This window comes from Bradyrhizobium sp. USDA 10063, assembly GCF_054063735.1.
On record NZ_JBSSGP010000002.1, the window covers coordinates 413,089 to 432,932 of the forward strand.

Consider the following 19,844-nt stretch of genomic DNA (forward strand, 5'->3'; position numbering starts at 1 on the left):
GATCTCGGCTATAGGCTTGGACCAAGATCGTCTCGCCAAGAAGCGTCCACCTGCCAGGAGAAACGCCGTGAACAAAGCCGTCACCGCCCCGCTGCCCGCGTCCGTGCTCGAAGCCTTGGCGCGCTATGACACGCCGACGATCTGCAACGCGATGGAGATCGTCGCCCCGGACCGGCGGTTGATCGGCTACACGACCAAGCCGCTGGTCTGCCCGTTCCCGGACCTGCCGCCGATCGTCGGCTATGCCCGCACTGTGACGATCCGCTCCGTCCTTCAATCCGGTCTGCCGGCGGCCGAGCAGGCCAAGCGCCGCATCGAATATTACGAATATGTCGGCACCGGCTTTGGTCCGCGCATCGCCGTGATCCAGGATATCGATGGCGCGGATGTCGGCTATGGCGCGTTCTGGGGCGAGGTGCAGAGCAACGTGCACAAGGCGCTCGGCTGTCTCGGCGTGATCACCGACGGCTCGATCCGCGACATCCCCCAATGGGCGCCGGGTTTCCAGGCGCTCGCCGGATCGATCGGTCCGTCACATGCCTGGGTGCATGCCGAGAGCTTTGGCAGCGAGGTGCGGGTTGCCGGCATGACCGTGCGCTCCGACGATCTCATCCACGCCGACCAACACGGCGCGATCGTGATCCCGATCGATATCGCCGCGAAGCTGCCGGATGCCGCCGAGCTCTGCGGTCGCCGCGAGACGCCGATCCTGGAGATCGCGCGCAGCCCGGACTTCTCGCTCGAGAAGCTGAAGGAGGCTCTGAAGCGCTCGGCCGAGATTCACTGATCGGGCCGCCGTCAGGTCGGCGCGACTTTGGCGACGTCGTGGGCGCCGCGAATGACCATGTCGACGGCGACATAGAGGATGACGGCCAGGCCGACATAGGCGATCCAGCGGTGCTTCTGCAGCAGCCGCGCGATGAAGGACGCGGCTGCTCCCATCAATGCGATGGAGAGGATCAGGCCGAAGATCAGCACCACCGGATGCTCGCGGGCGGCTCCCGCGACGGCCAGGACGTTATCGAGCGACATCGAGACGTCGGCGACGATGATCTGCGTCGTGGCCTGGAAGAGGGTCTTCCTGGGCGCGCTCTCGCCGTCAACCTCTGCGCCGCCCGCTTCCTCCTTCGCGGTGGCGCGCAGCTCGCGCCACATCTTCCAGCACACCCACAACAGCAGGATTCCGCCTGCGAGCAGCAGGCCGACGATCTGCATGATCTGGGTCGCCACCACGGCAAACAGGATGCGCAGCGCGGTGGCGGCGAGAATGCCGATCAGGATCGCCTTGCTGCGCTGCTTCTCGGGCAGGCCGGCTGCGGCGAGGCCGATCACGACAGCGTTGTCGCCGGCGAGCACCAGGTCGATCAGGACCACCTGCAACAGCGCGGCGAGGAATTCAAAACCGAGAAATTCGGACACGGGTCATGCTCCCCTTCTGGTCGGGAGAGTGACCCCGGATTAGATGCAGGCCTGATAGCGACGCACGTCCTCGGTGAGGAATTCACCGATACGTCCGCGATCCAATGCCGCAGATCAAAGCAGGGCCACTCCAACTTAACTCCAGTCCGACATCGCAGCCTATCGGCTGCCAGAGGGGCCCGGCCTGGTACGCTGGATCATGATCCGATTAGACGGAATCGGATCATGATCTCATCTCTTGGTTGAGCGCGATCTTTCTCGGATCATGCTCTAGGGTTGCGAATTCGAACGCGCGACAGCCTCTTCCTCGAAGAACAGCGCCGCTTGGTCCGGTTCGCCAAAAATTGCCGCCGCGCATCCCATAAAGGTGAATGCGCCGGCAAAATCCCACCACGTAATGTTCCGTAGGCTCTCCTGAGCCCGGATCAGGTGCGCCACGATGGCGGCCACCGCCGCCTCCGCGAACAGCAGGATGCTGAATGCGGGCAGCACGAGCTCGGGCTCGAGCACACGGATCATCAGGATTGCGGGGAACAAGGTCAGGGCGCCGAACAGGGCAAACATGCCGAAAGGCTCCAACGAAGGAGCATTTCGCATGATCCAGTTTGAACTGGAGGCCAACATCTGTTTCCCTGAATGACTACACGCCGATAGCAGCCGCGCAGTATCCGCCAGCAGCACGCTATCGACGGTGATTCATAGCAAAACGCATTCGCGTGCGGGAGGTTTCTGACCCGTGGCGCAGCGCCGCAGACGGGTGTAGTTGTCCTCCGACCGCCATGCGGAACCCTCGCGGGCAGGGACGGAAGGTGCGCGATGGAAATGCGCGACAAGACCGTGTTCATTACCGGCTCCACGGACGGCGTCGGCCGTTATGTTGCGACCAGGCTCGCCATCGGCGGCGCCAACGTGCTGGTCCATGGGCGCGACGAGGCGCGCGCGACATCGCTGATCGAAGAGATCAGGCGGGCAGGGGGCCGCGAGCCTGTTTTCTACCAGGCCGATCTGTCCTCGCTTGCCGAGACGCGAAAGCTTGCGGAGGCCGTGCTCGCCAATCACAAGCGGCTCGACGCCTTCGTCAGCAATGCCGGGATCGGTTCGCAGAACGAGGGACCGGCGCGGCAGACCAGCAAGGACGGCCACGAGCTGCGCTTTGCCGTGAACTACCTCGCCGGCTTCCTCCTCGTGCATCTGTTGCTGCCCCTGCTCAAGGCGGGCGCGCCGTCGTGGATCGTCAATGTCGCCTCGCTCGGCCAGCATCCGATCGACTTCGACGACGTGATGATCACGAAGAACTACAGCGGCTCGCGCGCTTACGCCCAGAGCAAGCTTGCGCAGATCATGTTCACGGTAGATCTCGCGCAAGAGCTGAAAGGCTTCGGCGTCACCGCAAATTCGCTGCACCCGGCGACCTACATGAACACCACCATGGTGCGCGCCGGCGGCATCACCCCGATCTCCACCGTCGAGCAGGGCGGCGAAGCGATCCTGCATCTGGTGTCGGGCGATGATGTAGCCGACGAGAGCGGGCTGTTCTTCAACGGCATGAACGAGGCAAGGGCCAATCCACAAGCCTACGACGCGTCAGCGCGGAGACGGCTGCGCGCACTCAGTCTCCAACTCACGGGGCTCGCTGCCCGTCAGTGAGCCTCGCCGGCGATTATGGTTAGCGAAAGATTGAGATCGGCGCGGCGCTGAGGCTCTACTCGGCCGCTCGGGATTCTACGGGTTCCTCTTCGGCTTAACCTTTACGCGTCTTTAATGGCGGCCTCGTAGGGTTTGCCGGCGCGGTCCGGGGTTGGGTCGTGCACCGTCCAGGACAGGCGGTGTGTTGCGTACGCGTGGAGTCTCCCATGGATATTATGACGGGCGTCGGGCTCGTGACGGGCATCATCGTGATCTCGGCGATGATGCTGATGGGCGGCGACCTGCACATGTTCATTTCCGAACATGCGATGATCATCATTTTCGGCGGATCGATCGCGGCCACGATGATCCGCTTTCCATTGGGCGCGATCCTGCACGGCCTGCCGCTGGGGGCGAAATTCGCCTTCACGATGAGCCGGCTGTCGGCGCGCGATCTGGTCGACGAACTGGCGCGGATCGCCGAGATCGCCCGCAAGCAGGGCCCGGTCGGCCTGGAAAAGGTCGAGACCAACGAGCCGTTCCTTGCCAAGGGAATCCGCTACGTCGCCGACGGCTACGACCTCGAATTCATCCGCGACAATCTCGAGCGCGACCGCGACAATTTCCTGATGCATCTCGACGAAGGCAGCAAGATCTACCGCGCGATCGGCGACTGCGCGCCGGCCTTCGGCATGATCGGCACGCTGATCGGCATGGTGCAGATGTTCGCCAACATGACCGATCCCTCAAAGCTCGGTCCGTTCATGGCGACCGCGCTGCTGGCCACGCTCTATGGCGCGCTGGTTGCGAACCTGTTCTGCCTGCCGATCGCCGACAAGCTGCACGGCAAGCTCCTCGACGAGGAGACCAACCGCACGCTGATCATCGACGGCATCCTGATGATCCGCGATTCGAAGAGCCCGGCTTTGGTCCGCGAAATGCTGCTCGCCTATCTGCCGGAAAAACACCGCGAAGGAGAGGGCGAACCGGTTCCGGCCTGACCTTCGGCCTGGCAACGGTCCGGAGCTTAAGCGATGGCCAAGAAAAAGCGCGGCGATGCACATACCGGAGGGCACGGCTGGTTCGTGACCTTCGCCGACCTGATGGGGCTGATGATGAGCTTCTTCGTGATGCTCGTCGCCTTCTCCAGCATGGACAACAACAAGCTGAAGATCGTCGCGGGCTCGATGCGCGACGCCTTCGGCTCGCAGACCAATGTGCGCTATTCCGGCATCATCGAATCCGACGGCCTGCCGACGCGGCCGAAATTGAAGAACGTCGACCATATCTCGCCGGAGGAAACCTCGGACAAGCCGACGCCCGACGAGAAGGAACGCAACCAGGTCAACGGCGCCAAGCTGCACACCGACCGCGCTTTCGCGCTCGCGTCCGCTTCGCTCCGGCAGGCGCTACAGGACATGCCGGAATTGACCGAAATGTCCAAGCACATCATGTTCGAGGAAACCAAGGAGGGCCTCAACCTCGAGATCGTCGACCAGGACGGCCGCTCGATGTTCGCCGACGGCTCCAAGGTGCCCTACGACCGCACGCGGCGGCTGATCCAGAAGCTCGCCGGGCCGCTCAAGGCAACGCCGCTGCGCGTATCCATTGTCGGTCACACTGCCGCCGGTTTCGTGCCGGCGCGCAGCGACTATGGTGCGTTCGACCTGTCGGCGGATCGTGCCAATGCGGTGCGCCAGATCCTCGAGCGCGAAGGGCTGCCGCCGTCGCACATCTTTGCGGTCTCGGGCAAGGCCGACAGCCAGCCGTTGTTTCCGGACGATCCGTCGCTCGCGGCAAACCGCCGCGTCACCATCACCTTGATGCGTGAGGATCCGCCGCTGCCGCCCGGCTTGAAGCCGTAATCCGCCGAATTTACTATCTACCGCCTGTCCGCCTGCCACGGATACGCGTCCGGCGCAACCGTTGACAGGGAACGCGGAAGCGTGGATAGCCGCGCCGGATCAAACCAGCAGATAGGGCGTTCTCACCCGCCATGGCTGTCAGCGTCTCATCCAGCGAGGTCCAAGAGGGGCCGGTCACCTCCAACTTCTGGGCCCTGACGCTGGGCAGTATTGGCGTGGTGTTCGGCGATATCGGCACTTCGCCGCTCTATGCCTTTCGTGAAGCGGTCGCCGGAGCCACGCATGGACAGCCGGTATCCCGAATCATCGTCCTCGGCGTGCTGTCGCTGATCCTGTGGGCGCTCTTCATCGTCGTCACCTCGAAATATGTGCTGCTGCTCCTGCGCGCCGACAACAACGGCGAGGGCGGCACGCTCTCGCTGATGGCGCTGGGGCAGCGCGCGCTGGGACGGAGAAGCTGGCTGTTGCTGGCGCTCGGTGTGGTCGGCGCCTCGATGTTCATCGGCGATTCCATGATCACGCCGGCGATTTCCGTGCTGTCGGCGGTCGAAGGCCTCAAGCTCGCGACGCCTGCATTGCAGCATTATGTGGTGCCGGTTACGATCTTCATTCTGGTCGTACTGTTCTCGGTTCAGCGCATCGGCACCGCGCGGGTGGCTTCCGCCTTCGGGCCTGTGATGGTGATCTGGTTCGCCACGCTTGCCGTGATGGGGCTCGTCCACATCAGGGATGACCCGTCAGTGCTGGCGGCGATCAATCCCTATTACGCACTCCAGTTCCTGCTTACCCATGGCACCATCGGTCTGGTGACGCTGGGCGCGGTCTTCCTGGCCGTCACCGGCGGCGAGGCGCTCTATGCCGATCTCGGCCATTTCGGCCGCAAGCCGATCCAGTCCGGCTGGCTGTTCTTCGTGCTTCCGTCGCTTCTGCTCAATTATTTCGGGCAGGGGGCGCTGGTGCTCTCCGATCCGTCCGCGATCGAGAATTCCTTCTATCGTATGGTTCCCGACTACCTGCTGCTGCCGCTGGTGGCGCTCGCCACCGCAGCCACCGTGATCGCGAGCCAGGCCGTCATCACCGGCGCCTATTCGCTGGTCCGCCAGGCGGTGCAGCTCGGCCTGCTGCCGCGCTTCGAGGTCCGCTACACCTCGGAGTCCCACGCCGGGCAGATCTATCTGCCGCGGGTCAACCGGCTGCTGCTGATCGGCGTGGTCTTGCTGGTGCTGATGTTCCACACCTCGAGCGGATTGGCATCGGCCTACGGCATCGCCGTTTCCACCACCATGGTCGCCGACGGCATCATGGGCTTTGTCGTGATCTGGAAACTGTGGAACTGGCGCGTGGCGGCCGCGGCCGCGGTGATTGTGCCGCTCGTGGTGGTCGATATGACTTTCCTGAGCGCCAATCTCCTGAAACTGTTCGAAGGCGCCTGGGTGCCGCTGCTGTTCGGCGTTGCCATGGCGGTCATGATCTGGACCTGGCGGCGCGGTGTGGCCATCCTGCTCGCCAAGACCCGGCGCATCGAGGTGCCGCTCGATGACCTGATCAAGAGCCTGGAGAAGCGGCCGCCGCATATCGTCAAGGGCACCGCGGTGTTCCTCACCAGCGACCCCGGTTTCGTGCCGACCGCGCTGCTGCACAACCTCAAGCACAACAAGGTGCTGCACGAGCACAATGTCATCCTGACCATCGAGACGGCGCAGACGCCGCGCGTCGATGTCTCCGAGCGCGTCCACATGGAACGCGTCAGCGACAAGTTTTCCAAGGTGCGCCTCAGGTTCGGCTTCATGGAATCGCCGAACGTGCCGAAGGCGCTGGTGATTGCCCGCAAACTCGGTTGGCAGTTCGATATCATGGCGACGTCGTTCTTCGTGTCGCGACGCTCGCTCAAGCCCGCGGCGCAGTCGGGCATGCCGCTGTGGCAGGATCACCTGTTCATCGCCATGAGCCGCTCCGCCAACGACGCCACCGACTATTTTCAGATTCCCACCGGCCGGGTGGTTGAGGTCGGAACACAGGTAACTATCTGACGCGCGCAAGTTTCTGGCTGGTTAGACCATCGACCTATGTGTTAAATGCATGGCGGACGCCCAATTCTCGCCTAACCTATGCATTCGCGCGGGGATATAGGGCTACCACTCTGTTTCATTGTGCAGTGAACAATAGAGGCTCCCTCCCATGTCGTCCGAGAGTGCGGTCACCGCGGCGGAAACGCCCGCGGCCAATGGACATGGAGAGGCGCATTCTACGGCGGGGTTCGGGGCGCTGACGCTTGGCAGCATCGGCGTCGTCTACGGAGACATCGGCACCAGCCCGCTCTACGCCCTGCGCGAAGCCGTTGTGGCGGCCAGCGAGCATAGTGGCGTCGCCACGACGCAGGCTGTGCTCGGCGTGCTGTCCCTGATCCTGTGGGCGCTGATCGTCGTTGTCACGCTCAAATATGTGGTGATCCTGCTGCGTGCCGATAACCATGGCGAGGGCGGAACGCTGGCGCTGATGGCGCTGGCCGAGCGCGCCGTTACTAAGGGCGCCGGCGTGGTTGTGATGCTCGGCATCATCAGCGGCGCCTTGTTCTATGGCGACGCGGTGATCACGCCGGCGCTGTCGGTTCTATCGGCGATCGAAGGCATCAAGCTCGTCACGGCGACCTTCGAACATTATGTCGTGCCGATCACGGCGCTGATCCTGGTGGCGCTGTTTGCCGTGCAGTCCCACGGCACCGCTCGGGTTGCAGCGTTTTTCGGACCCATCATGTGCATCTGGTTCGCGGTGCTGGCGATCGCAGCGGTGCCGCAGATCATCGCCCATCCGCAGGTCCTGTTCGCGCTGAATCCGATCTATGCCGTCTCCTTCATGCTCCATCATGGCTTGATCGGTTTCATCACGCTCGGCGCGGTGTTTCTCGCCGTCACCGGCGCGGAAGCGCTCTATGCCGATCTCGGGCACTTCGGCAAACGGCCGATCCAGTTCGCCTGGCTGTTCATCGTGCTGCCGGCGCTGGCGCTCAATTATATGGGGCAGGCCGCACTCGTCATCGTCGATCCTAAGGCGATCGAGAATCCGTTCTTCCTGATGTTCCCGGATTGGGCGCTGATCCCGATGGTCGTGCTCGCCACCATCGCGACCGTCATTGCCAGCCAGGCCGTGATCACCGGCGCCTATTCGCTGACACGCCAGGCGATCCAACTCGGCCTCTTGCCGCGCTTCGAGATTCGCCACACCTCGGAAGCCCATTCCGGGCAGATCTTTATTCCCCGCATCAACCGGCTGCTACTCGTCGCGGTGTTATTGCTGGTGCTGATGTTCCGCTCCTCCAGCGCGCTGGCTTCGGCCTATGGCATCTCGGTGACCGGCACCATGGTGGTCACGGCCATGATGGGCTTTGTCGTGGTGTGGAAGGTCTGGCGATGGTCGCCGATCGCTGCCGCCGCGCTGATCGCGCCCTTCCTGTTTCTCGATGTCACCTTTCTCACCGCAAACCTATTGAAGGTGCTGGAAGGCGGCTGGGTGCCGCTGGCGCTCGGCGGCGCCGTGATGATGCTGATGATTACGTGGCGGCGCGGCAGCCGGCTGTTGTTCGAGAAGTCGCGCAAGTTGGAATTCCCGCTCGCCGACCTCGTCGCGATGCTGGAGAAGCGGCCGCCGCAGCGGGTCTCCGGCACGGCGGTGTTCCTGACCAGCGATCCCGCCAGCGCGCCGACCGCGCTGATGCATAGTCTAAAACACTACAAAGTGCTGCATGAGAAGAATGTCATTCTCACCATCGAAACGGCGCCGACGCCGCGGATCGACCCGTCCGAGCGGGTGCGGATGGAGCAGATCAGTCCAACCTTCTCCAAGGTGACATTGCGCTTCGGTTTCATGGAATCGCCGAACGTGCCGAAGACGCTGGCGATCGCCCGCAAGCTCGGCTGGCAGTTCGACATCATGTCGACCTCGTTCTTCCTGTCGCGCCGCGCGCTCAAGCCCGCCGCGCATTCCGGCATGCCGCGCTGGCAGGACCATCTGTTCATCGCGCTCAGCCGCGCTTCCAACGACGCCACCGACTATTTCCAGATCCCGACCGGCCGTGTCGTCGAGGTGGGAACGCAGGTCACGATCTAGATGTCTCGGCTGCTGGGAATATCGCGTTGAAGCGCGAGTACCCATCCAAGGCAAATCCGAGACTATCATATCGAGCCGGCTTAATGGCCGCCTTTCATATTGCCGCAAGGCCGTTTATGTATCTAGGCAGCGAATTCAGCCATATGCGACAGGAAATCTGCCATGGCCGACATCACTGTGCATCTCGACGACGAACTCTACGACAAGGCTTCCCGGGTTGCCCGACTGGACAACGTGACCGTCAAAGAACTCGTCGAGGAAGTCATGCGCCGCCACTTGGACTACGTCGAGGTGGTGGAGGACTTTTCGAGAATGCCGCCGATCTCGCTTGAGAACTATGAGCTTCATCGCGATGCCGACGAAAGCGATGAGGACTACGCATTCAGGCGCTCACTTTTCCAGTGAGGCCTGAATGGTTCTGCCCTTCCGACGCGGCGACATGGTCTGGAGTTACTTTCCCTTCGCTGAAACTCCCGACATTCCTGCGCGGACGCGCCATGCTGCCATCATAATGGGCGCGTTCTCCGCAACCGAAGCCGCCAGGATGCTGGGACGTCCGGTGCCCACCTACGGGGCGACCGTTGCAGTTTACACCTCGTCCCAAGTTAAGAAATTCGCAGACAATCTGCCGATCGGAATCATCCGGGTGCCCCTGGAAAGGGCGCGCCAGAACAAGAACAACTCCGCGTTCTTTATCGATACGCGCGTCCGGGCATATCTTCCGATTCACAAGGATTATTTTCCTGATCTGGACGCGCCTGATCATGGACTGATCACGTCCATCGATCCGGGATTGTTCAGGCGGGTGATGGAGGAGTTCGCGCGGGTGAACGAGCGGGCAAGGGAGCAGATTGTGGCGGTAGGACCGCTCCGGCCCCGCTGAGCGCAGATATTCCAATCCTTTTGCGGTGCTTGATTTTCCCCGCGCGAGAGGCGACTTTGCGCCCGAAACAGGGGCTGGCTGAGCCCATCGAACTTGTCTGGAGAACGCGCGTGGCCGACCACAAGGTGCATGATCTAACGCCTGATGAGGTGTTCAAGGGAATAGCGGATGGACGCTATCTCCTGATCGATGTCCGCGAGCCCAACGAGGTCGCCGTCGAGGCCTATCCCGATGGCGCCGTGGTGCCGCTGTCCACATTCGATCCGGACGAGATTCCCGATCCGGAGGGGAAAGAGGTCGTGTTCGCCTGCCGCTCGGGCAAGCGCTCGGTGACGGCCTCGCTCGCGGCGCAGTCGGCGGGGTTGCCCTACGACAAGCATCTGGCAGGGGGCATGCTGGCCTGGAAGGCGGCGGGATTGCCGACCAAGACGGGCGGCTGACGTTTCCATGACTTCCATGAACAAGGTCTTCGCGGACCTTCCCGTCACCATTTTCGAAGCGATGTCGCAGCTCGCGCGCGACAACAACGCCATCAATCTCGGCCAGGGCTTTCCGGACGATCCCGGTCCGGAGGACATCCGTCGCGCGGCCGCGGACGCCTCGGTCAACGGCTACAACCAGTACCCGTCGATGATGGGCATCCCCGAGCTCAGGCAGGCGATCGCGAGCCATTACGCCCGCTGGCACGGGCTCAACCTCGATCCCATGACGGAAGTCATGGTGACCTCGGGCGGCACCGAAGCGCTGACATCATCGATCCTGGCCATGGTCGAACCGGGCGATGAAGTGGTCGCGTTCCAGCCGGTGTATGATTCCTATCTGCCGATCATCCGTCAGGCCGGCGGCATTCCGCGCCTGTTGCGGCTAGAGCCGCCGCACTGGCGGCTGAACGAGGAGATGCTGCGGAGCGTCTTCAACCACAAGACCAAGGCGGTGCTGTTCAACAATCCGCTCAATCCGTCCGCCGTGGTCTATCCGCGCGAAGACCTCGAACTGCTGGCGCGGTTCTGCCAGGAATTCGACGTGGTCGCGATCTGCGACGAGGTCTGGGAGCACGTGGTCTTCGATGGCCGCGAGCACATTCCGCTGATCACGCTGCCGGGCATGCGGGACCGCACCATCAAGGTCGGCAGTGCCGGCAAGATCTTTTCGCTTACCGGTTGGAAAGTCGGTTTCGTCTGCGCCGCGCCGCCGCTTCTGCGCGTCGCCGCCAAGGTGCATCAGTTCCTCACCTTCACCACGGCGCCCAATCTGCAGGCGGCGGTGGCGTATGGGCTCGGCAAGGCGGACGCGTATTTTCATGATATGCGCAAGGATCTGGCCCGGAGCAGGGACCGGTTGACACAGGGACTGGAGAGCCTCGGCTTTCCCGTCCTGAAATCCCAGGGCACCTATTTCCTCACGGTTGACCTGTCGCCGCTCGGCCTCAACGAGACCGACGAGGCGTTCTGCCGGCGCATCGTGACCGACTACAAAGTGGCTGCGATCCCCGTCTCGGCCTTCTACGAAAAGGATCCGGTGACGTCGGTCGTACGTTTTTGCTTTGCCAAGAAGGACGCAACCCTCGACACTGCGCTGGAGCGTCTGTCGGACGCGGTGCACCGTCGCAAGAGGTAGAGAGATGCACGAGCAGGGCCGTCATCCGATTCGTTTCGCTGCCTTCCTTGCCGCGGCTCTGCTCGTCTCTCCATCCGCCCGCGCCGAGGAGCGCACGGTCAATTTCTACAATTGGTCGAACTATATGGCGCCGGGGGTGCTGGAGGATTTTACGAAGGAGACCGGCATCAGGGTGGTCTACGATACCTTCGATGCCAACGAGACGCTGGAGACGCGGCTGCTCGCGGGCAAGTCGGGCTACGACGTCGTGGTGCCGACCGGCTATTTCCTGCAGCGCCAGATCACCGCAAAGGTCTTTCTCAAGCTCGACAAGTCGAAACTGCCGAACCTCGCCAATGCCTGGCCGGTGGTGACTAGCCAGCTTGCGACCTACGATCCCGGCAACAATTACGCCGCCAATTACATGTGGGGCACCACCGGCATCGGCTACAACGTCCAGATGGTGCAGAAGATTCTCGGCCCCGACGCCAGGATCGATAGCTGGGACATCGTCTTCAAGCCGGAGAATCTGGCGAAGTTCAGGGACTGCGGCATCCATATGCTGGACTCCGCCGACGACATCCTGCCGGCGGCCTTGAACTATCTCCGCATCGATCCGAACTCCACCAGGCAGGCCGATCTCGAAAAGGCGGCCGACCTCGTCGGCAAGGTCAGGCCTTATGTGCGCAAGTTTCATTCCTCCGAATATCTGAGCGCGCTCGCTTCCGGCGAGATCTGTTTCGTGGTGGGCTGGTCGGGCGACATCATGCAGGCGCGCAGCCGCGCGGTCGAAGCCAAGAACGGCATCGACATCGGCTACACCATCCCGAAAGAGGGCGCGCAGATGTTCTTCGACAATCTCGCGATACCCGCCGACGCCAAGAACGTTGCCGAGGCCTATGAGCTGATTAACTACCTCTACCGGCCGGACGTCGCTGCAAAGAACTCGAACTTCCTATCCTACGCCAACGGCAACCTGGCCAGCCAGAAACTGATCGACCCCAAGATCCTCGACGACAAGAACATCTATCCGGACGAAGCGACGCAGAAGAAACTGTTCGTCATCACCGCGCGCGACCCGGCAACCCAGCGGATCATCAACCGTCTCTGGACCAGGGTGAAGACGGGGAAGTGAGGCTCGCGGTCGCGACGCTTCCTGTCATTGCGAGCGCAGCGAAGCAATCCATAGCGCGGCAAGCGGAGGCGTGGATTGCTTCGCTGCGCTCGCAATGACGACGTAGGCGAGTTGTGAACTCACCGCCAGCGGCGGTGCAGCCACAGCCACTGCTCGGGATATTCGCGCACCCAGCCTTCGATCACGTTGGTGACGGCCTGCATCGTTCGCTGAATATCGATCTCGCCGGAGGCGTCGAACACCGGCTTTACTTCCTCGGAGAGCTCGCCCCGGAATCGGTTGTTGGGCAGGCGGATGATGCGGGCGCCGTGGATCGGGCATTCGACCTGGCGCCGAAGTCGCGCGAGCATCGGGTTGGCCCTGGTCTTGCGGCCGAAGAAGCTGACCTCGACGCCGTTGGTCAGATATTGGTCGACGAGCATGGCGACGTGCTGGCCGTTTTGCAGCGCCTGCGCTAGCCGGAGCGGCGCGTAGCGGCCGGCGGGAATCAGCGTGCCCATCTTGACCGCGCGGATCTTCTCGATCGCGCGGTCCGCAGCTTCGCTGTTCGGCCGTCGGAACAGGATCGCGGTGTCGAGCCCGTGTGCAACGGCCGCCAGCGCCGGCAATTCCCAATTGCCGAGATGGGCGGCAAAGATCAGCGCCGGCTTGCCGTCGTCCCTGATCTGGTCAAACAGCTCGATGGTCCGCGGCGACAATTCGATGCGGCTGTTTTCGGGATGGTCGCGATCGTAGTCCCAGACATGATCGAGATGGGCGAATTCGGCGCCGATGCGGCCGAGATTGTCCCAGACGCCGGCCAGGATCTTTTCGATCTCCTCAGGCGATTTTTCCGGAAACGCGGCCTTCAGATTCTCGCGACCGATCCGGTCCTCGCGCAGCCTGCGACCGATGAAATGCGCGGCGCGCCCGAAGAAATCTGCGGTCTTGAACGGATCGAAGCAGCGCGTGGTGCGCAATAGCGCGATCGTCAGCGCGCCCACCGCCGCGTCGCCCACGGGCCTGGCGGCGTCGCGAAGGCGCGCGCGGGCACGAAGGAGCTGCAGGCGGTTCATCGCGACAGGCGGCGCGGCGTCTGGTTGAGCATGATCTCTTCAGAAAATTGGAGATCAGTTCTTCGGATCATGCTCTAGGCCGGCTCGCGCGTCAGGATCAATGAGGCGTTCTGCCCGCCAAAGCCGAACGAGTTGGACATCACGGCAGTGACGCGGGCGTCGCGCGCTTTGTTGCCGACCACGTCGAAATGAATGGTCGGATCCGGCACGTCATAGTTGATGGTCGGCGGAATCCGCTGATGCTCCAGCGTGAGCAGCGAGAATACCGCCTCGACCGCACCGGCCGCGGAGATCGTGTGGCCGACCATCGACTTGTTCGACGACACCGGAATCTTCGATATCTGCTCGCCGAAGACCGCCGAGGTCGTCAGATATTCCATCTTGTCGTTCTCGGGCGTCGCCGTCCCATGCGCGTTGATGTGGTCGATCTGGTCCGGCTCCATGCCGGCGTCGGCCAGCGTCTTGCGCATGCAGCCGATGATCGGCTTGCCGTCCGGGCTCGAGCGGGTGCGGTGGAACGAATCGGTCAGTTCGCCGCAGCCGGCGACGACGCCCAGGATCGTCGCGCCGCGCGCGGTGGCCGCCTCATAGCTCTCCAGCACCAGCGCACCGGCGCCTTCGGCCATCACGAAGCCATCGCGGTTCTTGGAGAACGGCTTCGACGCTGCCTGCGGCGGATCGTTCTGCGTCGACAGGGCCGAGAGCAGGGAGAAGCGGACCACAGCCTCCGGATTCACCGAGCCGTCGGTCGCAACACACAAGGCCGCATCCGCCTCGCCGCGACGGATCGCCTCCACGCCGAGCTGGATCGCCGTTGCGCCGGAGGCGCAGGCAGTCGACAGCGAGATCGGCGAGCCTTTGGTACCAAAGTTCTCGGCGAGGTATTTCGCGACCGAACCGAACATGAAGCGATCGTGATAGGGCGCGAACCTGCCGCCGCCGCTCGCGCGCAGCATGTCGTAGTAGTCGAACTCCTTCTTGTCGATCATGCGCCCGAGTTCGAGGCGCTGCGGCCACTCGGTCTCGACCGGTGCGACTGCGAGGAAGAGGGGGCCTGGAAAGTCACCCTTGCTGCCGATGCCGGATTGCGCCAGCGCCTCTTCGGTGGCGATTTCGGCGATGCGCTCGGAAAGACTCGTGGAAGTGAAGGGATCGACGGCGATGAAATCGACCGTCCCCGCCATCGTGGTCCTCAAGCCGTCGATCGGGAAACGGGTGACCGTCTTGATCCCGGATTCTCCGGCAACGAGCTTGGCCCAATTGTCCGTTTTGCCGGCGCCGAGCGAAGTAACGATGCCCATGCCGGTCACGACAACGATCGGCCTGCCGAATTTATCGCGTGGTGTCGCCATGCTTCCCCCGTCGATGCTGCGCCTGATCATGATCCGATTCGAGGGCGGATCATGATCTCATCTCTTTGGTTTGAGTATGACCTTCCGGATCATGCTCTGGCGCGCGAACGCGCCCTACTTGACGGCCTCAATCAGGGCCATCCCTTCGCCCTGCCAGTGACCGGTTCCCATCACCACAATCTGGGTCGGCGAGTCGGACTTTTCAACCTCAAAGCCGGTCGGATCGTTCGGCGGAAACAGCGCGCCGCGCGAGATCGAGAGCGCCGCCAGCGCCACGCCGAGCGGGAATTGGGCTTCGACGGTGTGGCCGAACATCGTTCCGGTGGCACGCACAGCAAGGCCTTGGTGGTGGCCGAGGAACGCTCGCTCCTCCGAGGTGACGGGCTCGGCGCCGGTCGCGCCCGTGACGACCACGCCGACATCGTCGCCAACGCCGAGTTTCGACCACAGCGCCTCCAGTGACTTCGTCACCGCGCCCGGCTGCTTGCGTTGTGCGAGGTCGGCGACCACCTTGGTGAGCCTGGCGTAGGGCTTGGCGCCGCGCGCCTCGGCGTGCTCGCGGGATTCCAGCACCAGGAACGCGCCGGCCGAGCCGAGCGCGAATCCGCTGTTGTTCTCGCGTGCCCAGACCGGGGCGAACTCGCCGGTCAGGTTGAAGTCGCCGAATTCAAAGAGGACGAGCAGGTCGAGGCGTTCGCCATTATAGGCGCCGCCGACGAGGGCAATATCGCTCTGGCCGGCCTCGATGCGCGCCAGCGCAATCCGCGCCGCATCGATGCTGGACGCTTCCTCGCCCATGAAAGTGCGCGAGGTGCCACGGACACCGTGAACGATGGCGATATTGCCGGCGAGCAGGTTGGAGAGTTGCGCCAGGAACAGCGTTGGGCGCAGCTCGCTCATCAGGCGCTCGTTGAGGAAGCCGGGACTGAAATTGCCGCGCGCGTCGGCGTTCAGGATCGCGGTGTCGACCGCGAGGTCGCGCTCGCCGCCGCCGGCGGCGACGATCATGTCCATGCGGGACAGGATTTCCTGATTGCCTTTGACGCCGGCCGAGTCCAGCGCGAGCCCCGCAGCGTAGGTGCCGATGCGCTGCCAGGCTTCCATCTGGCGCTGGTCGCCCTTCTTGGGGATCTGCGCGTCGAAGCTGACGGGGGCGAGCGGATGGACGATATAGGGCGCGAACCGCTTGTCGTCGATATTGATGCGCTTGGCGTTGAGCGCGTCCCAATGCGCATCCGGCCCTTCGCCGAGCGAGGACAGGATGCCAATGCCGGTGATCCAGACTTCCTTCCGCTCAGTCATGCGTCATTGCCTGCTGCGGAAAGCCGATCTTCTTGGCCATCGCGTCCATGTGCACGCGCAGATCGGGATGGGGGAAGGGGATGTGGCGGAAGGTCAGGTCGGCGCTGCATTTCAATTCCTTGCCCACCCGAACCTTGGCCGACGTCACCGCAAAGCCCGAACCTTCATGCTCGACCTTGGCGTCGATCGTCAGCACCTCGCCCGGGTTGACGAAGCCACGCATCTTGGCTTCCTTGATCATTGCGAGAAAAGGCATCCGTTCGAACTTCATCAGCCCGAGCAGAAGCCAGCCGGACGACTGCGCCATCGCTTCCGTCAGGAGCACGCCGGGCATGATCGGGTAACCCGGGAAATGGCCTTCGAAGATCGTGCTGGTCTGCGGAACGTCAGCCTCCACCACGATCGTCTTGTCGACGATGTTGAGATCGACGATGCGATCGATGAGCTGAAAATATTCGAGCTGCATGGGGCGCTCGATTACGCGCCCGACGCCGTGCCCGTGCCTGCGTTCTTGGCCGCGACCAGTTCGTCGATGCGGTCAGCGAGGTTCTTCAGCACGAAGTACTGCTCGGTCGTGGCCTTGCCGTCGTTGACTTCCTGGGTCCACTTCTCGAGCGGCATCTTGATCCCGAACGCCTTGTCGATCGCAAAGGCGATGTCGAGGAAGTCGAGGCTGTCGATCCCCAGATCGTCGATGGCGTGGCTTTCCGGCTTGATCGTGTCGCGCGGGATATCGCAGGTCTCGGCGATAATGTTGGCGATCTGCTCGAATGTGGAAGACATCACTAAGCCTTTGATATATTGGCGATAAATTCCGGGACGGTCGGGAGGTGGCGGGCGGCGTTGTCCCGGAATGCCCTGTTCCCCCGGGCGGACTCGAGTGCCCGTATATCGGAGCGGGGCCGCGAGTTCAATGGAGCTTGGCCCTGTCTGTGGGCCGCCTCGTTGGGCAGGAGCTACCGTTGCGGTTCCCGCGCTAGCCCCTCGGCACCACCGAAATCCGCGCACAGTCACGCCGCCCCATCAGGACGCAATCCTGGGTCTTACGCAGGTCGGCGATGCTCACGGCCAGCCAGATGCCAATTGCAGTAAGCGCCACCGTGAAAGCGAAGGCCGCGATATTGGCCAGCATGCGCTGTCGGAAGTCATCAGGTTCATCGCGCGGGCGCTCGTAACGAGAAAGGTCTTGGGCGACTTGCCCGGGCTTTCCCGTCTCGCGCGGTTGCTCGTGGCGGGCGGGCGGATGGGCGGAGGTGCGCGGCCGGAATTTGAGCACCACGTGCTCGCCGTCCGAGCTGATAGGCCGCTGGGTTTTCACTGCCGTTCGTCCGCAGAAGTTGTCATCCTGTTTAGCACGTCGCGCGCGCTTCTCACGTAAAATGTTGGTGCGCGCTCGCGCAACGTGCTCCTGTGGCGTTTCATGGAACTGATGGTGGGTCGACAGGCGCAAGGCATCGCGGTGATGTGTGCGATGCACCCGCACGCGATGTCGAGGACTTCCCGTTCACAGCTCGTCGAGACCGGAGGCCAAGGAATTCAATCCCTGGTGGCGCCGTGCCATAGTGGAACCAGCCTTCGATGATGTCCGTGGGCAGGAATAGGGAGTTGAACCATGGCGAATACGCGCGAGCCGATTCTCAGGCCGGTCGCGATCATGTCCCTGCGCCCGACCCAGATGACGGTCGGCATGCGGGAGGTCAAGGAGAAGCGCAAGCGCTGGCGCGAGCATAAGTCCGCGAAGAAGCGCGCCGAGCTCCTCGGCAAGCACATGATCCCGGTGGTGCTCGGGCCTGACGAGCGCTACTACGTCGTCGACCATCATCATCTCGCCCGCGCGCTGCACGATGAGGGCGTCAAGGATGTGCTGGTCACGGTGATCGGCGACCTCACCATGGTCGAGCGTGATGCGTTCTGGGGCGTGATGGACAACAAGCGCTGGGCCTATCCCTATGATGCCAAGGGTGAGCGCAAGCATTTTCGCGATCTGCCGCGATCGGTGGCCGACCTGAAGGACGATCCGTTCCGCAGCCTCGCCGGAGAACTGCGCCGTACCGGCGGCTTTGCCAAGGACACCACGCCGTTCAGTGAGTTCTTGTGGGCGGATTTCCTGCGCCGCAAGGTGGCGCGCAAGCTCGTGGAAGCTGATTTCGGCACCGCGATGGAGAAGGCGCTCGCCTTCGCAAAGAGCAAGGACGCGATCTATCTGCCGGGCTGGTGCGGACCGGCCGCGGATGACTAGTGCGCTTTCGAGCGAAATGGATCCGGCTCGCGTGAAGAAAACGCGTCAAAATAAAAATCTACAGCCTCGGTTCTGATTCAATCAGAACCGAAGATGCTCTAGTGGCTTGTCGGCGGCTGCGGTGGCGTGACGGTCGTGTCGTGTTCGGCCGGATCGTCGTGGCCGCCCAGTGCGCGATGCAGGAAGCGCTCGGTGCGTCGGCCGATGGTCAGGAGTAGGAGCGCGATCACCAAGGCTGTCGCCACGATCCGCCACTCTCCCGCGCCGGCGACGATCCCGATGCAGGCTGCGAGAAAGGCGCAGGCGGCGCTCGTCAATCCATGGACGCGGAAGGGCTCCCTCTCGCGGACGATGACGCCGGCGCCGAGAAAGCCGATGCCGGTCAGGATGCCCTGGATCACGCGGCTGGTCGCATCGGTGATCCTGCCGATTTCGGTGAACTGCACGGCGACTACCACGACCGTCGCGGTGGACAGTCCGACAATGCCGAGCGTCTTCAAGCCGATCGGCTTGCCGCGCAGGTCGCGATTGAGGCCGATCAGGCCGCCCGCGAGCGTGGCGACGCCAAGACGCAGGATGATGTCGCTCCATTCAAGCACGCGGCATACCTCGGCGGTCGGCTATTTCGGCAGCCGTCCCATCATGTAGAACTCGTCGTTCGGGCGCATCGCGGTGAAATTCGCCATCCGGTTCGACAGCGCAAAGAAGGCGGCGATCGCCGCGATGTCCCAGATGTCGTCATCGCTGAACCCGTGCGCAGTGAGTGCGCTGAAATCGGCTTCCGAGATCGTGCTCGCCTCGCGGCTCACTCTCATCGCGAAATCGAGCATGGCGCGCTGGCGCGGCGTGATGTCGGCCTTGCGATAGTTGACGGCGATCTGGTCGGCGATCAGCGGATTCTTGGCGCGGATACGCAGGATCGCGCCGTGCGCGATCACGCAGTAGTGGCACTGGTTGGCGGCGCTTGTTGCCACCACGATCATTTCCCGCTCGGCCTTGGAGAGTCCGCTGTCCTTCTCCATCAACGCGTCATGATAGGCAAAGAAGGCGCGAAACTCGTCGGGGCGATAGGCGAACGCCAGGAAGACGTTCGGGACGAACCCGGACTTCTCCTGCACCGCGAGGATACGGGCGCGGATGTCCTCGGGCATCTTGTCGAGGGGAGGCGTGGGAAAACGTGTGGCGATCGGTTCAGTCATGGGCAGGTTCCGGCTCAAGGCAGTGCAGCTTGGCCGGAACCATAATCGATGACGGCGCGAGCGCAAGCG

General features: G+C 63.1%; 22 protein-coding genes. 12 read left to right on the forward strand and 10 right to left on the reverse strand.

Going from position 1 to position 19,844, the window contains the following annotated elements:
• Positions 1 to 67 precede the first annotated feature (67 nt).
• Positions 68 to 787: an RraA family protein gene (locus ACVJGD_RS03790; RefSeq protein WP_456633103.1), complete on the forward strand. Its 720-nt coding sequence runs from the start codon at positions 68 to 70 to the stop codon at positions 785 to 787.
• Positions 788 to 798: 11 nt separating this feature from the next.
• Here the strand turns inward: ACVJGD_RS03790 and ACVJGD_RS03795 are convergent, their stop codons facing one another.
• Both ACVJGD_RS03795 and ACVJGD_RS03800 read right to left on the reverse strand, forming a co-directional pair.
• The gene (locus ACVJGD_RS03795; protein WP_456633104.1) at positions 799 to 1,419 is read right to left on the reverse strand and encodes a TerC family protein; all 621 of its coding nucleotides are present in this window, start codon (positions 1,417 to 1,419) and stop codon (positions 799 to 801) included.
• Between the two features lie 270 nt (positions 1,420 to 1,689).
• Positions 1,690 to 1,983 (reverse strand): hypothetical protein, encoded by a 294-nt coding sequence (locus tag ACVJGD_RS03800; protein WP_456633105.1) that lies wholly within the window; start codon positions 1,981 to 1,983, stop codon positions 1,690 to 1,692.
• A 252-nt stretch (positions 1,984 to 2,235) separates the two neighbouring features.
• Here ACVJGD_RS03800 and ACVJGD_RS03805 point away from each other — a divergent pair, with 252 nt between their 5' ends.
• The 10 genes from ACVJGD_RS03805 (at position 2,236) to ACVJGD_RS03850 (ending at position 12,628) form a co-directional block, all read left to right on the forward strand.
• Positions 2,236 to 3,066 carry an SDR family NAD(P)-dependent oxidoreductase gene (locus tag ACVJGD_RS03805; RefSeq protein WP_456633106.1) on the forward strand — a complete coding sequence of 277 codons (831 nt, stop codon included), beginning with the start codon at positions 2,236 to 2,238 and terminating at the stop codon, positions 3,064 to 3,066.
• A 206-nt stretch (positions 3,067 to 3,272) separates the two neighbouring features.
• On the forward strand, positions 3,273 to 4,046 hold the full coding sequence (locus ACVJGD_RS03810) for a motility protein A (RefSeq protein WP_456633107.1): 774 nt from the start codon (positions 3,273 to 3,275) through the stop codon (positions 4,044 to 4,046).
• A 33-nt stretch (positions 4,047 to 4,079) separates the two neighbouring features.
• Complete coding sequence (locus ACVJGD_RS03815; RefSeq protein WP_456633108.1) at positions 4,080 to 4,910, forward strand: flagellar motor protein MotB; 831 nt, start codon at positions 4,080 to 4,082, stop codon at positions 4,908 to 4,910.
• Positions 4,911 to 5,041: 131 nt separating this feature from the next.
• Positions 5,042 to 6,940, forward strand: coding sequence for a potassium transporter Kup (locus tag ACVJGD_RS03820; RefSeq protein WP_456633109.1), 1,899 nt, complete (start codon positions 5,042 to 5,044; stop codon positions 6,938 to 6,940).
• Between the two features lie 148 nt (positions 6,941 to 7,088).
• A complete protein-coding gene (locus tag ACVJGD_RS03825) occupies positions 7,089 to 9,014 on the forward strand; it encodes a potassium transporter Kup (protein ID WP_456633110.1) in 1,926 nt (641 codons plus the stop codon).
• Between the two features lie 162 nt (positions 9,015 to 9,176).
• A complete protein-coding gene (locus ACVJGD_RS03830) occupies positions 9,177 to 9,419 on the forward strand; it encodes a hypothetical protein (protein WP_456633111.1) in 243 nt (80 codons plus the stop codon).
• Between the two features lie 7 nt (positions 9,420 to 9,426).
• Positions 9,427 to 9,897, forward strand: coding sequence for a hypothetical protein (locus tag ACVJGD_RS03835; protein WP_456633112.1), 471 nt, complete (start codon positions 9,427 to 9,429; stop codon positions 9,895 to 9,897).
• A 110-nt stretch (positions 9,898 to 10,007) separates the two neighbouring features.
• Positions 10,008 to 10,337 (forward strand): rhodanese-like domain-containing protein, encoded by a 330-nt coding sequence (locus tag ACVJGD_RS03840; RefSeq protein WP_456633113.1) that lies wholly within the window; start codon positions 10,008 to 10,010, stop codon positions 10,335 to 10,337.
• Between the two features lie 7 nt (positions 10,338 to 10,344).
• Entirely contained in the window at positions 10,345 to 11,514 is a 1,170-nt protein-coding gene (locus tag ACVJGD_RS03845) for an aminotransferase (protein WP_456633114.1), read from the forward strand.
• Positions 11,515 to 11,518: 4 nt separating this feature from the next.
• A complete protein-coding gene (locus ACVJGD_RS03850; RefSeq protein WP_456633115.1) occupies positions 11,519 to 12,628 on the forward strand; it encodes a polyamine ABC transporter substrate-binding protein in 1,110 nt (369 codons plus the stop codon).
• A 119-nt stretch (positions 12,629 to 12,747) separates the two neighbouring features.
• On the opposite strand, the gene ACVJGD_RS03855 is transcribed toward ACVJGD_RS03850, so the two are convergent.
• From ACVJGD_RS03855 to ACVJGD_RS03880, 6 genes are all read right to left on the reverse strand, one after another.
• The gene (locus ACVJGD_RS03855; RefSeq protein WP_456633116.1) at positions 12,748 to 13,683 is read right to left on the reverse strand and encodes a lipid A biosynthesis lauroyl acyltransferase; all 936 of its coding nucleotides are present in this window, start codon (positions 13,681 to 13,683) and stop codon (positions 12,748 to 12,750) included.
• Positions 13,684 to 13,757: 74 nt separating this feature from the next.
• Entirely contained in the window at positions 13,758 to 15,035 is a 1,278-nt protein-coding gene (locus ACVJGD_RS03860; RefSeq protein ID WP_456633117.1) for a beta-ketoacyl-ACP synthase, read from the reverse strand.
• Positions 15,036 to 15,149: 114 nt separating this feature from the next.
• Positions 15,150 to 16,337 carry a beta-ketoacyl-ACP synthase gene (locus tag ACVJGD_RS03865; protein WP_456633118.1) on the reverse strand — a complete coding sequence of 396 codons (1,188 nt, stop codon included), beginning with the start codon at positions 16,335 to 16,337 and terminating at the stop codon, positions 15,150 to 15,152.
• Positions 16,330 to 16,803 carry a 3-hydroxyacyl-ACP dehydratase FabZ family protein gene (locus ACVJGD_RS03870; RefSeq protein ID WP_456633119.1) on the reverse strand — a complete coding sequence of 158 codons (474 nt, stop codon included), beginning with the start codon at positions 16,801 to 16,803 and terminating at the stop codon, positions 16,330 to 16,332. The genes ACVJGD_RS03865 and ACVJGD_RS03870 overlap by 8 nt, the downstream gene beginning before the upstream one ends.
• Positions 16,804 to 16,814: 11 nt before the next feature.
• Positions 16,815 to 17,120: an acyl carrier protein gene (locus tag ACVJGD_RS03875; RefSeq protein WP_456633120.1), complete on the reverse strand. Its 306-nt coding sequence runs from the start codon at positions 17,118 to 17,120 to the stop codon at positions 16,815 to 16,817.
• Between the two features lie 193 nt (positions 17,121 to 17,313).
• A complete protein-coding gene (locus ACVJGD_RS03880) occupies positions 17,314 to 17,655 on the reverse strand; it encodes a hypothetical protein (RefSeq protein WP_456640156.1) in 342 nt (113 codons plus the stop codon).
• A gap of 294 nt (positions 17,656 to 17,949) precedes the next feature.
• Between ACVJGD_RS03880 and ACVJGD_RS03885 the strand changes: the two genes are divergently transcribed.
• On the forward strand, positions 17,950 to 18,576 hold the full coding sequence (locus ACVJGD_RS03885) for a ParB-like protein (RefSeq protein ID WP_456633121.1): 627 nt from the start codon (positions 17,950 to 17,952) through the stop codon (positions 18,574 to 18,576).
• Between the two features lie 98 nt (positions 18,577 to 18,674).
• Here the strand turns inward: ACVJGD_RS03885 and ACVJGD_RS03890 are convergent, their stop codons facing one another.
• Together ACVJGD_RS03890 and ACVJGD_RS03895 are read right to left on the reverse strand one after the other, a co-directional pair.
• Positions 18,675 to 19,175 (reverse strand): MgtC/SapB family protein, encoded by a 501-nt coding sequence (locus ACVJGD_RS03890; protein WP_456633122.1) that lies wholly within the window; start codon positions 19,173 to 19,175, stop codon positions 18,675 to 18,677.
• Between the two features lie 21 nt (positions 19,176 to 19,196).
• Positions 19,197 to 19,775, reverse strand: a complete 579-nt coding sequence (locus ACVJGD_RS03895; protein WP_456633123.1) for a peroxidase-related enzyme — start codon at positions 19,773 to 19,775, stop codon at positions 19,197 to 19,199.
• Between the last annotated feature and the right edge of the window lie 69 nt (positions 19,776 to 19,844).